The following is a 14,365-nucleotide window of genomic DNA, read 5'->3' on the forward strand; positions in this document are numbered from 1 at the left end:
GGTGTTGGGCTCAATTCGGCTCAGCCCTCAAAGCCTCTATCTGCTCGCGCAAGATGTCGGCATGGCCAGCGTGGCGAGAGTATTCGGCGATCAACCTCAGGTAGACGAAGCGCAGCTGTATTGGCCCGTAACGGGGATGATGCCGGGCGCTGCCGAGATCGGCATCGGCAGTTACGATACGACTGCGTCGGACTGCCCGCACGAACTCCGCGGTCACATCTGCGATGGTCTCTTGAGACTCGACCACGAAACTCATATCTCCAGCGGTGACGGAACCGTCGCATCGCGAATCGTCCCAGCCGGCCCAAAAGTGTTGGAACCAATACCGTTCGACGACAGCAGCGTGTTTGATCAGCCCGATCGGCGTCGTCGACGACGCTACCAGCCGACGGCGGGCCTCGGCCTCGCTGAGGTCGCTGACCGTGGCCGTCAGCGAAACCCGAGCATGATCCAAGGCGTTCTCCAGTACCGCACGTTCGTCGCCAATCATGACGCGTTGGGGCACGGTCACCAACGCTCACCGGAGAACGACGGCTCGTGGCCCTTGGGATGGATCATTCTTGTTTCCTCAGAGATCTAAGACAATTTCCGCGGACCGAGCACGTCCGACGCATACCATCATCACTTTGTTCGACGCTTGTTGCTCCGGGGTGAGGTAGTCGTCACGGTGGTCGGGTATGCCTCGCGCGACCCGTGTTTCGCAAGCGCCGCAGTATCCTTCCTCGCACGAGGTCGGCACGAAAATCCCTTCCTCCTTGAGCACCTCAATGATGGTCTTTCCAACGGGGACGGTGCATTGTTTGCCAGACTTGGTCAGGACCAATTGGAATGCCCGGTCCTCACCGTGCTCCTCGGCTTGCCCGTTCACGTCGCTGCGCTTGGCGAACCGCTCTACGTGCGGCGCCGAGCGACCCAGGTCGCGGCACGTCGTCTCGACCGCGGTGATCAGCCCCTCCGGACCGCAGCAATATACGGCGGTGTCGGAGCTCAACGGCTCGATTGCCGTTTTGAGATCGAGGATCCCGGCTTCGTCTTGAGGAACGATCTCGACTTGAGGACCCAGACGAGCGAGTTCGTCGACGAACGCCATGCTCTTGCGCCGTCGCCCGCCATACACCATCCGCCATTGCTTGCCGGTGGCCGCGACCTGTTTGATCATGGGCACCAGCGGGGTCACGCCGATACCGCCGGCGATGAAGAGATAGGACTCGGCGTCAACCAAGGGAAATTTGTTGCGCGGAGCCGACACCGGCAGCGTGATTCCGGGCCGCAGGACGGTGTGTACGTATTCCGACCCTCCCCTGCCCTCCGGTTCCCGGAGCACGGCGACCTTCCATTCGTTGCGTACCTTGGGGTCACTGCATAGCGAATATTGCCTGATGAGATCTGGCTGCAGATGGAGGTCGATGTGTGCGCCGGGGGCGAATTCGGGTAGATCCGAACCGTCATCCCGGGTCAGAGACAGGGACAGGACGTATTCCGCCTCCCACTTCATAGCCCGAACGCGAAGCTGCTCGCTGCCCGGAATTAGTTCCATCGCGGTCCTTCTCGTGCGCGTCCTGGCGGTTTCGGTTCGCTCCCAACGAAAGCCGCCATCTTCACTCGCGGATGCCGCATCCGCTAGGAGCAAAACTCAACCATCTGCAGTGCCACCGGAGCGGCATTCCACAGTGCCTGTAGGTCGGTTCCCGGGGGCTGCGGCGTCAGGTATCGCCCCACCGTGATGGGTGTGAACGGGTCTACGTCAAAAGGGAACGGCGACATGAGATACCGGCCGTCGCCCAGTGGCGTCACGGTGATCGTGACGTCGTTGGCTGGGTCATCATCCACCGGGATGTGCGGGAATTCCTGCGGGGCATGTCGGGACGGATGCTCGCACTGCACGTATAACGCCACGAGGTCGAAAAACTCGAGAGCCTTGTACGTTCGTTTGACGAGACGGTCGTCGGCTAGGTGAGCCGTTGCAGGATTCGCGAGAAGCTGGCCGCGCAGGCGACTCTGGCGTTCGAGTTCACCCGCCAGAAGCTCCTCGACGGGGCGTTGCTGATCTGGCGGAAACTGAATTTGCAGCGAACCGGCGTTGTCGTTGGACAGCAATTCGTAACGACCGCTGAAGAGTCCGTAACTGTGCATGCTGCTCAGTAAGCCGATGAATGGATGTTGGGCTTCAGCCCGATCCGGCGACAGCGAGCTGGTGGGCAGTGCAAGCGGTAGCGGCGTCTTATTCAGGTGGTAGGGCAGCCCAGTGTTCGGGTCGGCGACGAACTGATCGTCGAGCTCGACCCACCCTTGGTCGTGTTCTGCCACCAGAGGCATCACCAGTTCGGCGGGCTCGAGCGGAGCGAATACCTCGTTTCCGAAGTGCACGGCCAACTGGCCCGCGAACTGGGAGTGATCGATCTGGCGGACGACGAACGATTGGCCGCCCTCTATTTCCGGGCTCTGTACGATCATGTTGGTTGTCCTGTCTTGTGATTCGAAGTTATGCGGTAGCGACGGCTACGAATTCAACAGCGCGCTCGCTTGCTGCGCGCTCAGGTTTTCCTTGGCCTTTTCCTTGAGAAGGGCATCGAGATCCTCGATGTGCGACCTCGCCTCGACGGGCACCACGTTGAAGACTTCGGGGCAAGCTGGTGCGGTTGGCTCGATGCCTTCTTGAAAGTTGGTGACTTCCTTCATCAGTCGATGCCGCAGCGCGATGATCGGTGTATCACCGGCAGCCAAGTTTTCCTGACTGCGGTCATGGATCGGGCCCATGCTTTCGGTGATGGCCTGGTCCTCGGTCGGAAGCGAGGGCATGCCGGTGTAGTTGTAGGTTCGCTGCCGCTGGCGGTCGAGTCCGTAGTTGTTGTGCCGACGGTAGACGGCATGTGGTGTGTCGATGGTGACGCCGTCGGCGAGCTGGTAAGTGCCCGGCTTCGACTCGATCGGGATGAAGCTGGCGAGACGCGTCGGTTCACCGTCCGGACCGGGAATTAACGGCAAGGTCTCCCTGCCGATCACCAGGATCCGGAAGGTGTGCGTATCGTCGATCGGCACCCAAAAGCTGGTCTCGCCACGGTGACCGCCCGGGAAGGGGATCATCATGTGGCTCGGTAGCACGTGCAGGTTGACACGCCAGTAGTAGCCGCCGGCCTGCCTGGTCCATCGCGTTGACTGCGCCTGACCAAACTCGGTGTCCATCCACAACCGCCGAGGTTGAAGGTCGGTCTTGAGCGCTTCCTCGTCGTACATCATCGTCCCGTCATCGACGAGGAGGGTGTGCATGAAGGCGATGTGCTCGGTGTCGAGGTCGCCTTCGATGTTCTGCAGCCAGTTGCACTCCAGGAGATACTTCACGATCACCAGGTCTTCGGTGGGCATGTTGGTGAAGGGCAGTTCCGGGGGGCGGGGTGGCATGAGTTCGCGGGGGCCGAGGTAGACCCAGATGAGGCCGCCGGTTTCGTAGGTGGGGTAGGACTTGATGAAGGCTTTGTCTTTGAGTTTGCTTCCGGGTGGGGCGGCCGGGTAGTCCAGGCAGCGTCCGTCGGTGTCGAATTTTTGGCCGTGGTAGACGCAGCGTAGGCCGCCTTCTTCGTTGCGGCCGTAGTACATGGCGGCGCGGCGGTGCGGACAGAAGGCGTCAAGGACGCCGACCTTGCCGGCCGAGTCGCGGAAGGCGACGAGGTCCTCACCGAGGATGCGGGTACGCACCGGATCACAATCCGGCCCCGGCAACTCCTGCGCGAGAAACAAAGGGTGCCAATAGCGGCGGAAGTACTCGCCCATCGGCGTTCCAGGGCCGATGCGCGTCAGTAGTTCGTTTTCTTCCGGCGTCATGGTCGTGTCTCCGTTAGGTTGATCGAGCTGCTAGTGGGCTGGATGGTTAATCGAGGATTTCGCCTACACGAATCCACTGCCAGGCGTCTGCTGCGGGAACGCCGCTCAAATGCGCTCGCGCCACGATCATTTGGGCCAGTATGCGGGATGCGACGAAGCCAGTCGCTAGCCGATCGACTGTCGAACAACGGATTTCGTTCCAGCGGTTAACATCACCAAGCCAGGCCGCCTCGGCCATCGCAACGACGGCGTCGACGAATTCGCTTCGCGCAGGGGATAGACACGCGGCCGCGGAAAGTCCGGCGGCGTGACTGACCGCCCCCTCGTGGCGATCCGGTGCCGACGGCGTTGCCGAACACCAGCTTTGAACGTCGGAGCGAACGGATCGCGTCTCGGCCATACCCAATCTCCTGCGAACTCTGACAGCACAAACGGCCGTTTCCATCCAGACTAACATCTAGCAGTTATGTCGACAGTTTTCTGTATTTAAATTTCTCGGCAGCCGTCGTCGGGCCTGTCACGCCGGATCGACCCGGCCTACTCGCTAACTTAGTCAGTGACCAAGTTTGGCTCGCCGCGGGGATCCTGTCAATGTCTTAGCGGCAGGCGAGTGCCGTCGACCGATCCATCACCCTGACCCACCAGGCGGCGAACACCGATCTCGCGCCTGCGTGGCGCTGGTGCCCCGACGTTCGGGTCAGACAATTCCGCCGTGGGACTCGACGATTGCGGCCTTCACGAGTTTGCCGCCCGGATTTCTGGGCAGGTCGTCGGCGAACAGAATTGACTTGGGGCACTTGAAAGCCGCAAGCGTCTGGCGCAGTTCTGTGCCCAGCGTGGCCTCGGTCCAGCCGGCACCAGGGTCCAAGACGACGACGGCCCGCACCGCTTCACCCCAGCGCGCGTCGGCGACGCCGAACACTGCAGCGTCAGCAACCCCCGGCAGCGACACGATGGCGGCCTCAACCTCCTCGCTGGATACGTTGTATCCGCCAGTCTTGATGATGTCCTTCAGCCGACCGTCGAAGTGGAGTTCGCCCCGCTCGTCGAAGTGACCGATGTCGCCGGTGTGCAGCCAGCCATCCCGTAGCGTCTCCGTAGTGGCTGCCGGGTCGTCGAGGTAACCGGCCATCACGCATGGCCCCTTGAGCAGAATCTCCCCGCGCTCGCCGACCGGCGCGATAGTGCCGTCCGGATTGCCGATCACAACTTCGTCCACCCCGCGCGGCACACCGTGGCTGGTCGCATTCGCGATAAAGCTGTCGGGCGTGCCGCAGATCAATGCGCCTTCCGTCGATCCGTAGCCGTTGTTGAAGATGGGTCCGTACTGCGCGACCAACGCGGCACGGAACTCTGGTGTCATGCGGTACGACAGGTGCACCGCTCGCAGCGAGGAGAGGTCGCGCCCTCTGGCTCCGTCGCCCAGCAAGATCGTCTCGGCGGCGGTGGCCGGCAAAAAGGTGGTCGTGACGCGTTCGCGTTCCATCGTGGCTGCGGAATTTCGTGCCGATACCCGATCCACGACCAAGGTGCCCATCGCGCTAAAAATCGTTAGGACGAAGTTAGGAAATCCTATGCCGGACAATGGGATACAGAAGTACTCGACGTCGTCCTGCGAACGCTTCCAGCCAAGGTGCATGTTCATCGAATGCCACATGAAGTTGGCATGCGTCTTGACGCAGCCTTTAGGTTTCGACGTCGATCCGGACGTGAAGACGACGCATGCCGGCCGTGCTCCCCCTGGTGCCGGATCGAAGGGCACCGCGGGCGCGGGCGTCGTTCGGAACCAATGGTCTTCGCTTATGCCGTTCTCGCCCTCCGGCATGTCGACGACCCGGTAGCCGGAGTTCTCCAGCACTGAGGCCGTCTCGTTGAACTCGGCGGTGTGCACGGTCAGGACGGGCTGCGTGCGTTGGACGAGTTCAAGTATTTCGGTAGCCGTGAGCATGGGATTCAGCGGCACGTTGACCGCGCCCAGCCGCGCGAGGGCCAAATACAGCACGACTACGTTGGCGGAGTTCCGGGCGAGCGTGATGACGAAATGGCCGTCATACACGCCCATGTCGTGCAACTGGAATGCGACACGATCGATGGCCGCATCGAGTTCTCGATAAGTTAAGCGCTGGTCTTGGTAGACCAACGCTTCGTGGTCGCCGCGGCTTCGCGCAGCCCGGGTGACGACGCTGGAAACGTTGACATCGCGAGCCAGACTCAGGTCGGGCCACGGTCCGTCAAATCTGCGGATGCGCTGAACCTCACCGGCAACCTTTTCCACCGCGGTCACTGCGGTGTCCCATAGAAGCCGTCAGCCCAGCCACGCAGGGTCCGATAGCAGCGTGCCTCGAGTTTGGGGAACGGCGGGTGCTCGATATAGGACTGGCGTGCCCAGATCGGGAGATCCGCTTCGACCTGGTCGAAGAAGTGGCGCGCGAGTCGACTGGCAAATTCGTCGGCGGACAAATCGCCCGTCCGGCCTTTGCCCACAACGATCGCGGTGAAAACATGGGAAGTCCGACCTGCCGCGTCAATCGGTGTCGCGCCGGTGAATTGGAGAGTGGGATGGATCCCCTTGAATGTTGTCGCGATAAAACCGAGACCCCAACTCTCCGCGATGAGGCCTCCTTGCACCGGGCCGTTGGGCGTGAGCCAAGACTTCGGTTTATCGCCGCCCCAGACGTAACATAGTTCGACGGTGAACTTTGGTCCATCTGATTCGAATCGCTTGACTTCCGGCACATCTGCTGCGTGGTGGACGTACGTGATATGTGCGGGGTCTGCCGTGTTCTCGGGAAGCTGCTGAGGATGGACCTTGGCTTCGCGCCACTCGTCGCAGTAGTCGGGGTAGTAATCGAGGTACGCGTCGTCCTCGAATTGCGCATACGAGGGAATGGTCCATGTGGGAGCATTCCCGTCGCGGTCGTACCAGACGAACACCATGCCGTTGACCTCGCAGGTCCGCCACGCACGCAGCCTCTGACGCGTGGGCCGGTCGGCGTACGGCACAAGTGTGTTCTCGCCGTTGCTATTCCACTTCCATCCGTGGAACGGGCACACTACCTCACCGTCGACGAGGCATCCGTCGCCTAAGTGGGCACCTAGGTGAGCACAGCGCGCGTCGAACACTCGGACATCGCCGGCGCTGGTGCGAAAGCAGATCAGGTCGGCACCGAAGTAGTGCAGGTCGAGCAGGGTGTCCGTCCGGACTTCCTGCGACCATGCGATTCGATACCACGAGGCCGGAATCCCGCGGTCGCGATGAAATTCCAGCTCGGGAGCCCTTGTGGTGGGCTCCATCATTACCTCCGTCATCGCTGCACTCCCTTCTCTACGTGCCATGTGTCATTGGTGGTGGAATGAGCCGTGCCGAACGCAGGTCCTTCGCCGCGGTCATGGCAGGTCTCTAGCGACCAACACCACGGACTCGTTCTCGACTTCGACGCCCAACGACACTTCGTCGGTCGCCGGGGACGCCGAACCAGACGTCTGGAGTAGCATCGCCATCCGCGCGCCCGGCCAGTCGTTCGGTTCCACGATTACCGTCGTGTAGGGCAGAAGCGCCGTCATCCTCCGCGGAACGCCGAACTGCGCCCATTCATCCTCGGGGACGTCGACTCGCACACGACTCACGATCCGCCCCCGGCGACCAGCGGGATGCCACGCGAGATCATCTGCACCGCAGCGACAACGAAGCCGCGCGGGCCATAGAGCAGAGACGCAGACGTTGCAGACCTGCAGGATCGGCACACCGATTTTGCGGATCGTGGATCGGTAGTGAGCAGCGACACCGCTGGTGCCGGAATCCACTGGGCAGGGAATGGTGAAGTCCGTCGTCACCGGTTACTCCGACGGAGGATGGCGCCGGAAGTCACCCCGACGGCCCCGCCCATGACGAGCGCGAATTCCGCGTCAGGCACCTGGCAAGCGGCCGTTCCGCGGAGTTGATGGGCGGCTTCGACGATGTGCCTGAAGCCGTGTCCGTAACCCGATGCGAGATCGCCCCCGTCGGTATTGACCGGCCGGGAGCCCGCTGCCCGCAAGGCGCCGCCGGCGCCGACCAACGCCGCCGCCGCTCCCCGCTCGCACAACATCGTTTCTTCGAGGAGATAGAGCACGCTGAAGGTGTTGCAGTCGTAGAGGTGCGCCACATCGATGTCCCGCGGGCTAAGTCCAGCAGCTTCATACAGCTCGCGGGCCACCACGCGTGCGGCACCGTCCAACGCCGATCCGCGAAGAGCTGAATTGTCGTACCAACCCATTGGTTTGGTGCCCTGGGACTGCGTGGTAGCGGCAATCTCGACAACCGGCCGGTCGCAGCGCGACCCGTGGTCCGCCGGACTGACGACGGCGGCCGAGGCAGTGTCGACGATGGTGAACTGGTCGTACTTGTTGAATGGCCCGACTCTGGGCGGTACCGCAAGATAATCGTCCAAGGTAAGTGCGTCGCCCTCGGGCCGAACCCCCGCCGCGATTGCATTGGCCATCAAGTCGACTGCGACGTTGCCCAGCGCTTCTCGAGTGGTTCCGTATCGTCGGGCATGCTCATCGAAAAGATGGGCGAACACGTGCATGTAGCCCGTCCAACCCGCCGGACGCAGGTAGTTCGCCGTGTCCAGATAGTAGGGCCGATGCAGGTCGGGTCCCCCAACTTGTGCCATCCACTGCCGTCCGCTCACCGCGCGAAAGCACAAGACGTGCCGAGCAGCACCCGCTTCGACCGCCATGGCGGCCATCTGCAGCATCGCCCCGACCGAGCCGCCGCCCAGCGGAAGTTCAGCGTCGATGTGCAGGTCACCCATGTTGAGTTGCTGTGCCAGTGCCATTGTCGAGATCGAGCCGTCGTAACTGAGCTTGACGACCCCATCGATGTCGGACGGCGCCAGTCCGGCATCGGCACACGCTCTTTCGCAGGCGGCCAATGCCATGGCCGCCGAGCTCATGGCGTCCGGCTGTGGCCGAATGGTCGCGATACCGGAGATCACGGCGGTCAAGTCACTTGCTCCCTTTAGTTGTCTGCCACGCGCGCAGCCACAGCCCGACGCATGTCACACCTGCCTTGTCAGTAGATCAGATCGTCATAAATCTGTCGACAACATTTTTTAGATTGCCTGATCGGGCTTCGTTTGGCCGTCCGGCCGGTCTTAAGTCGCGGAAGCGCCACCGTCGATATTGAGCTCCGCGCCGTAGATGTGGCTGGCGTCGTCGGACGCGAGAAACGCGATGGCCTGGGCTACGTCTTCTGGACGCGCAATGCTGCGCGCCGGGATCTGAGCGGCCATGGCCTCAATGGTGGAATCGTCGATCATTGCCACCGCAGGCGTGCGGACTGTGCCCGGACTCACGGAGTTCACCCGAATGCCCTGCGGGCCGAACTCCGCGGTCCAGTGTCGAGTAAGCAGGTTGAGCGCGGCCTTAGTCGCTCCGTAGGCCGACATCCCGGCCATGCCAACCTGAGCCGCCATTGATGAGACGTTGACGATCGCGCCCTTTTTTCGCAAAGCCATTGCCGGAGCGATTTCGGCGACCAGATAGAAGGGGACCTTGACGTTGACGGCAAAGAGCGCATCAAGCTCGGCTTCACTGAACTCTGCTGTGGGGCCCATGGCTCCTGATCCCGCGTTGTTGACCAGGATATCGATGGTTCCGCCCGCAGCCGAAAGCGTGCGTCGGGCGAGTTCACGAGCCGTGCTGGCATCGTGCAGATCGCCACCGAGGAATTCCGCTCCTCCGCCCGCGCTCCGGATCAGGTCCACGACGGCGCGCCCGCGCTCCTCGTTCCGGCCCGCGACGAAGACGTGAGCTCCCCGCTGCGACAAGGTAATTGCGGTTGCCTGTCCGATGCCACTCGTCGCGCCGGTCACCAACGCGGACTTGCCAGTCAGCCCGGTGCTCATGCGTCGTCTCCGCGGCCGGTGCCCATCTGCTTGGAACGGAGATACGACGCCGTCCACTGGTCGACAACGGACCCGCTGCCGCCCATACTGTCGACGGCCATCGCAAACATCTCATGCGCCAGGTGGAATCCGGCGTCTTCGACGTAGCTTCGTTGCCACGGCCGTCGCACCAGCTGAGTCGTCATATACCGACTGATGTCCGACATCGCAACCATCTTGGCCGCAATCTCCCAGGCGCGGGCCAGGATTCGCTCGCGCGTGTCTACTTCAGAAACGAGGCCAAGTCGCAACGCGGCCTCGGCATCGATTGCATCGGCCGTGAATGCATAATAGGCCGCATGCTTTGGCCCAATCAGCTGTTGGAGAGCAAGAAACTGCCCGTCGCCGGGGACCACCCCGACCTCCGCATGCATCTCGCGGAATATCGCATCGTCGGAACATAGTGTGACATCGCACATTAACGCGAGTTCGAGGTGAATGCCCGGCAGGGCGGGACCACGCACCACCGCGATCGTCGGCATCACCATCGAGAACAGCTGGTGGTGCAGTGTTTGAAGATTGTCGCGGTAGATGTTCAGGAACTCGTCACTGAGACTGCCCGATCCCCCACTCATCGGGGCAGGAGAGTCGATCCAAGCCGCACCTTCGTTGGTGATGATGACGACCTTGTTGTCGTGGTCGTTCCCAATGTCACGCCACGCTTGATTCCACACCGGTGTCCAACCATCACCATTGCGCAAGGACACCTGAAGGATGCCGTCTCGCCGCTCAAATTCCAGGTACTCCGCGTACTTCGCCGCGTACTCATCGAAGCTCAAGCGGGGCGGCGCCTCCCCCGAGGTACGCGGTTGGGGACGCAAAGGCTTGTTGCCGTCAGAAAATGGCATTGCTCAACTCCTGCTCGTGATCTGAAACCTGTGCCGGCTACCGCGAAACTTGTTTCTCGGCAAACCTATTCGACAGCTCGTCCGGCTGCCACACGGCGCTCAGCTCGGCTCCCCCATCGACCTTGATCGTCGAGCCCGTGACGTAAGCGTTGTCGTCACTGACCAGAAACAGCGCTACTGGAGCGACATCGTTTTCCAACTCGGGCGTTCGCGTGATCAACCGATGGGTTTCGAGCGGCCCGGCATTGTTGGCGTCTGATTGTTGGCCGGTAGCAAGCACAATGGAGGCCGGCAACGCGACCGCATTGCAGAGCACTCGATGCCGGGCCCACTCCGCGGCAGCTGTGTTCGTGAGGCCGATGATCGCCGTGGACGCCGCGTTGAAGTCGGCGATATTCCAGACGCTCACCGGACCCACTGGTGCGCAGTAATTCACTATTCGCCCACCCCCTTGGTCTCGCATCACGGGAAGCACGGCCTGCATCGCCCAAGCGGCCGGGTAGAACACGGACTTCATGGTCGAATCGAACATCGCGTCCGTCTGGGCCTCCAACCGCGCGCGAGGCGTGTGTCGCGGGGCGCCGGTCACGAGCGCGTCGACCCGGCCAAACGCGGCACAGGCCGATCCGACGGCGCTCACCAGAGCCAGCTTGTCATCGGCGTCCGTTTGGACGAACATTCCACGACCACCGAGCTCCGCCAACTCTTCGGCGATACCGGCCGCGTCGCCGTCGGCATCGGCCACCACCACCGTGGCACCTTCCCGGGCAAACCGCCGAGCGGTCGCGTGTCCCAGTGGCTGAACACCGTTCGTGATCAGACACACCTTGCCGTCAAGACGGCCCATAGTCATCACCTCTCTGCCATGGAACGAAGGTCTCGACTCATCCCTGCGTGTTGAACGGTTGCTGCAGCCAAGCCTGCACACGCTCCTCGGCGTCTCGGGGGAACATCGCCGCGGTGCTCAGCAGCAGCCCGCCGTCGACGTAGATCGTCTGCCCGGTCACGTACCGCGCGTCGTCGCTGGCCAGGAAGAGCGCAACAGGAGCGATGTCGCTGTCCGGGTCCCCAACTCGGCCGAGCGGGAAGCCCTTGGTGACCTCGATGAGGGCCGGCATCTCCTCGACAAGCTTGTGAAATCCCATACTCGCCGCGGCCGGCGCGATGGAGTTGCACAGGATTCCATCGCGCGCCCACTCCGCCGCGGCGGATACGGTGAGGGCGCCAATGGCAGCCTTCGTGGAGTTGTAGTCCGCGGTGTGCAGCTGACCGTTGACCTTGGCCAGGGAATCGAAGTTGATGATGCGGCCGCCGCCTCGCTGGCGCATGTGCGGGTATGCGGCTTGCATCCCCCAAAAAGTCCCGTAAAGCCCTACCCCGAAGACAAACGAGAACATTTCGTCGGTCTTGTCTTCAAGTCCCACATGCGGCGACAACGCGATGGCGCAGTTGACCAGGACGTCGATGCCGCCCAGCGAGTCCGCCGCGGTGTTCACCGTGGCGAAGACTTCTTCCCTGCGTCGCAAGTCCGTTCTTGCGAACTGGGCCACTCCCCCGTTGTCGCGGATCTCGGAGGCTACCCGCTCGCCTTCGTCTTCAACGATGTCGGCCAGCACCACGGCCGCGCCCTCGCGCGCGAATCGCCGGGCGATCCCCCGGCCAATGCCGCGTGCTGCGCCCGTAACGACGCAGACCTTGTTCTCAAGACGTCCCATGACGATTTCTCCAGACTTATGTGTGAGTCCAATCGGATTCGTGCACGATCGTTGACATCGTTGCTGACGACCCGGGCCTCACCAAGATGCTGAACTAACGCTCGGGCGCGGCCGCGACCAGCTCGTCAGAGGCCCTTCGCGAGCAACGGGCGGACAACGTGGAATGACGGCTCACCTGCGACGAATTCCGTCATCGACTCCATGTATTCGGGTAGCCAGTCAGACTCCTTATGTGCCTGCAATGCCGCCTCATCCCGGTACAGCTCCAACACCAGAAGTGCATCCGGGTCATTGTCCGACGCGGTCACGAGAAAAAGCACAGCCCCGTCTTCTTGGTTGATCTTTTCGAGCGCATACTCGGCAGCGCTGGCGGCGGCTGACCGGGTGCCGGGGTGCACGGGGATATGAGCCCACAAACCGACGTAATTCATCATTACCTCCTGGTTGGATCGAGTGGCCAAGGGTTGCCCTGGTCCCGAAATGACAGCACCGGGCTCCGGTTGCCGTCGACCGAAAATCGACTCTTGATCAGGAACGGCAACTTCGAACACGTTCAAGATCATTCCGATCATGAAGTAAAAGCCAACCGTCGCAACGAGTTCGACCACTCCACGCTCGCCGAAGCAGCTGATCGCCGCATCGTAGGTTAGGTCGTCAACTTCGCTAGTGGAGAGAATCTGCGTGGTGAGGTCGTGCACGATCCGTTCGTCGTCGACGTCGAAGTTGGGTCGCCGACCGTCGCGCAGCGCGTCGATGACCTCTTGGTCGATCCCATGCGAAACTGCCGAAGGACCATGCCGCCAAAATGCAAAGTCGGCGCGCGAGTGGCTCGCCACGATGCAGATGGCCAGTTCGACGAGCCGCCGCTCCAGCAACGTGTCCGAGCGGAGGTAACCGCTGAAGGCGACCATCGTGGTGGCGAGCTCGGGAATACGCATGAGGGCGTTTGACGGCCCAAGGAGTTCACCTCCGCCATCCAGCCGATCGGCGTCCGGTCGGCCATCGTTGAAGAGTTCCCACAGCGCTACCTGGTGCTCATCGAATTCGAGGCGATTGACTACCGGAATTCGCGTCACCGGCATCTCCCTTCCGAGAAGCTTCGTTGCTCTACTAAGCGCCTGGAGATGGCCACTAGCGCCAGAAAGGCGTCGGGATCCTTGGACTACAGCCACCAGGTGGACAGGCGATCGAGCGGCCAAGACGGGTACTCGGCCGCACATGTAGCGTACACATTAAGACATAAAACTGTCGACAGATTCTTCCAGAGCGGAGCTGGACCCAAGAGGTACGTCGTTCAAGCGTTCGTGGATGGATGCTTAAGACGCACAGGCGGCAGCCAGGATCGCGCTGATGCCGAACTCCATTCGATCGGCGTACGTGTCGACCTCGAGTACCGACGCCACGCTGGCCAATGCGGGATACGCACCGAGGACGGACGAACCGCGCGGCGTCGACCAGACGGCATGCATGGCCTGCTCCTCCTGCACCAGTCCGATGACGAAATAGTGCATCGACCATCCGGCGCGTACGGCAGCGACGTCATCCACGCCCGCTTCCCGAAGAGCCGCAACGACGGCTTCTCCGACGAGGAGGGTGTTTGTCTCGAACACGCGCGTACTGATCATCAACCGGGCAGCGTCGCGGTGCCGCAACAGGACCACACGGTACCGCCGGTAGATCTCTCGCACTCGCTCGAGCGGGTCGTCGGGTAGGGATTCGAATGAGAGTTCGCCCATGATCTGGTCGGTCATAAGCTCCAGGAGGCGGGACTTGGTCTTGACCTGAAACGAAACCGAGTTCAGATGAGCGCCCATCCGCCGGGCAATGCCACGCAAGGTCACCGCCTCCCAACCCTGCTCGTCGAGCAGTGCCAAGGCGGTGGTCACCACCTTTGCGGCTGTGTGCCTGCTCGCCATTGCGTTCCATGCCTCCTCACTGGGTCTCGGCTCCCAGCACAATGCGATTCCACCCGTTGCGGAGGGGAGCAACCACGGCGTGCCCCGTTCGAGTCGGGGCTTCCGACTTTTGTGGGCGACAGCAAAGTCGCCGACTT

The 14,365-nt window shown here is 62.2% G+C and carries 14 protein-coding genes; all 14 read right to left on the reverse strand.

The window, feature by feature from the left end; all coding sequences use genetic code 11:
- Positions 1 to 10: 10 nt before the first annotated feature.
- On the reverse strand, positions 11 to 511 hold the full coding sequence (locus tag OK015_RS24730; RefSeq protein WP_268127014.1) for a DinB family protein: 501 nt from the start codon (positions 509 to 511) through the stop codon (positions 11 to 13).
- A 57-nt stretch (positions 512 to 568) separates the two neighbouring features.
- Positions 569 to 1,537, reverse strand: a complete 969-nt coding sequence (locus OK015_RS24735; protein ID WP_268127017.1) for a PDR/VanB family oxidoreductase — start codon at positions 1,535 to 1,537, stop codon at positions 569 to 571.
- Between the two features lie 83 nt (positions 1,538 to 1,620).
- A complete protein-coding gene (locus OK015_RS24740; RefSeq protein WP_268127019.1) occupies positions 1,621 to 2,454 on the reverse strand; it encodes a DUF3891 family protein in 834 nt (277 codons plus the stop codon).
- A 45-nt stretch (positions 2,455 to 2,499) separates the two neighbouring features.
- Positions 2,500 to 3,819 carry a Rieske 2Fe-2S domain-containing protein gene (locus OK015_RS24745; protein ID WP_268127021.1) on the reverse strand — a complete coding sequence of 440 codons (1,320 nt, stop codon included), beginning with the start codon at positions 3,817 to 3,819 and terminating at the stop codon, positions 2,500 to 2,502.
- A gap of 697 nt (positions 3,820 to 4,516) precedes the next feature.
- Complete coding sequence (locus OK015_RS24750) at positions 4,517 to 6,103, reverse strand: class I adenylate-forming enzyme family protein (RefSeq protein WP_268127024.1); 1,587 nt, start codon at positions 6,101 to 6,103, stop codon at positions 4,517 to 4,519.
- Entirely contained in the window at positions 6,100 to 7,128 is a 1,029-nt protein-coding gene (locus tag OK015_RS24755; protein WP_268127027.1) for a Rieske 2Fe-2S domain-containing protein, read from the reverse strand. The genes OK015_RS24750 and OK015_RS24755 overlap by 4 nt, the downstream gene beginning before the upstream one ends.
- Positions 7,129 to 7,206: 78 nt before the next feature.
- The gene (locus OK015_RS24760) at positions 7,207 to 7,446 is read right to left on the reverse strand and encodes a hypothetical protein (RefSeq protein ID WP_268127030.1); all 240 of its coding nucleotides are present in this window, start codon (positions 7,444 to 7,446) and stop codon (positions 7,207 to 7,209) included.
- Positions 7,447 to 7,649: 203 nt separating this feature from the next.
- Positions 7,650 to 8,798, reverse strand: a complete 1,149-nt coding sequence (locus OK015_RS24765) for a thiolase C-terminal domain-containing protein (protein WP_442791328.1) — start codon at positions 8,796 to 8,798, stop codon at positions 7,650 to 7,652.
- A 159-nt stretch (positions 8,799 to 8,957) separates the two neighbouring features.
- On the reverse strand, positions 8,958 to 9,710 hold the full coding sequence (locus OK015_RS24770) for an SDR family NAD(P)-dependent oxidoreductase (RefSeq protein WP_268127035.1): 753 nt from the start codon (positions 9,708 to 9,710) through the stop codon (positions 8,958 to 8,960).
- Positions 9,707 to 10,597 carry an enoyl-CoA hydratase/isomerase family protein gene (locus tag OK015_RS24775; RefSeq protein WP_268127038.1) on the reverse strand — a complete coding sequence of 297 codons (891 nt, stop codon included), beginning with the start codon at positions 10,595 to 10,597 and terminating at the stop codon, positions 9,707 to 9,709. The genes OK015_RS24770 and OK015_RS24775 overlap by 4 nt, the downstream gene beginning before the upstream one ends.
- 37 nt (positions 10,598 to 10,634) lie before the next feature.
- A complete protein-coding gene (locus OK015_RS24780) occupies positions 10,635 to 11,444 on the reverse strand; it encodes an SDR family NAD(P)-dependent oxidoreductase (RefSeq protein ID WP_268127040.1) in 810 nt (269 codons plus the stop codon).
- A gap of 37 nt (positions 11,445 to 11,481) precedes the next feature.
- Positions 11,482 to 12,312 (reverse strand): SDR family NAD(P)-dependent oxidoreductase, encoded by an 831-nt coding sequence (locus OK015_RS24785; protein WP_268127042.1) that lies wholly within the window; start codon positions 12,310 to 12,312, stop codon positions 11,482 to 11,484.
- A gap of 125 nt (positions 12,313 to 12,437) precedes the next feature.
- Positions 12,438 to 13,511 (reverse strand): antibiotic biosynthesis monooxygenase, encoded by a 1,074-nt coding sequence (locus tag OK015_RS24790; RefSeq protein ID WP_268127044.1) that lies wholly within the window; start codon positions 13,509 to 13,511, stop codon positions 12,438 to 12,440.
- A gap of 117 nt (positions 13,512 to 13,628) precedes the next feature.
- On the reverse strand, positions 13,629 to 14,228 hold the full coding sequence (locus OK015_RS24795; protein ID WP_268127046.1) for a TetR/AcrR family transcriptional regulator C-terminal domain-containing protein: 600 nt from the start codon (positions 14,226 to 14,228) through the stop codon (positions 13,629 to 13,631).
- Positions 14,229 to 14,365: the final 137 nt, after the last annotated feature.

Source organism: Mycobacterium sp. Aquia_216, assembly GCF_026723865.1.
Taxonomy (GTDB): domain Bacteria; phylum Actinomycetota; class Actinomycetes; order Mycobacteriales; family Mycobacteriaceae; genus Mycobacterium.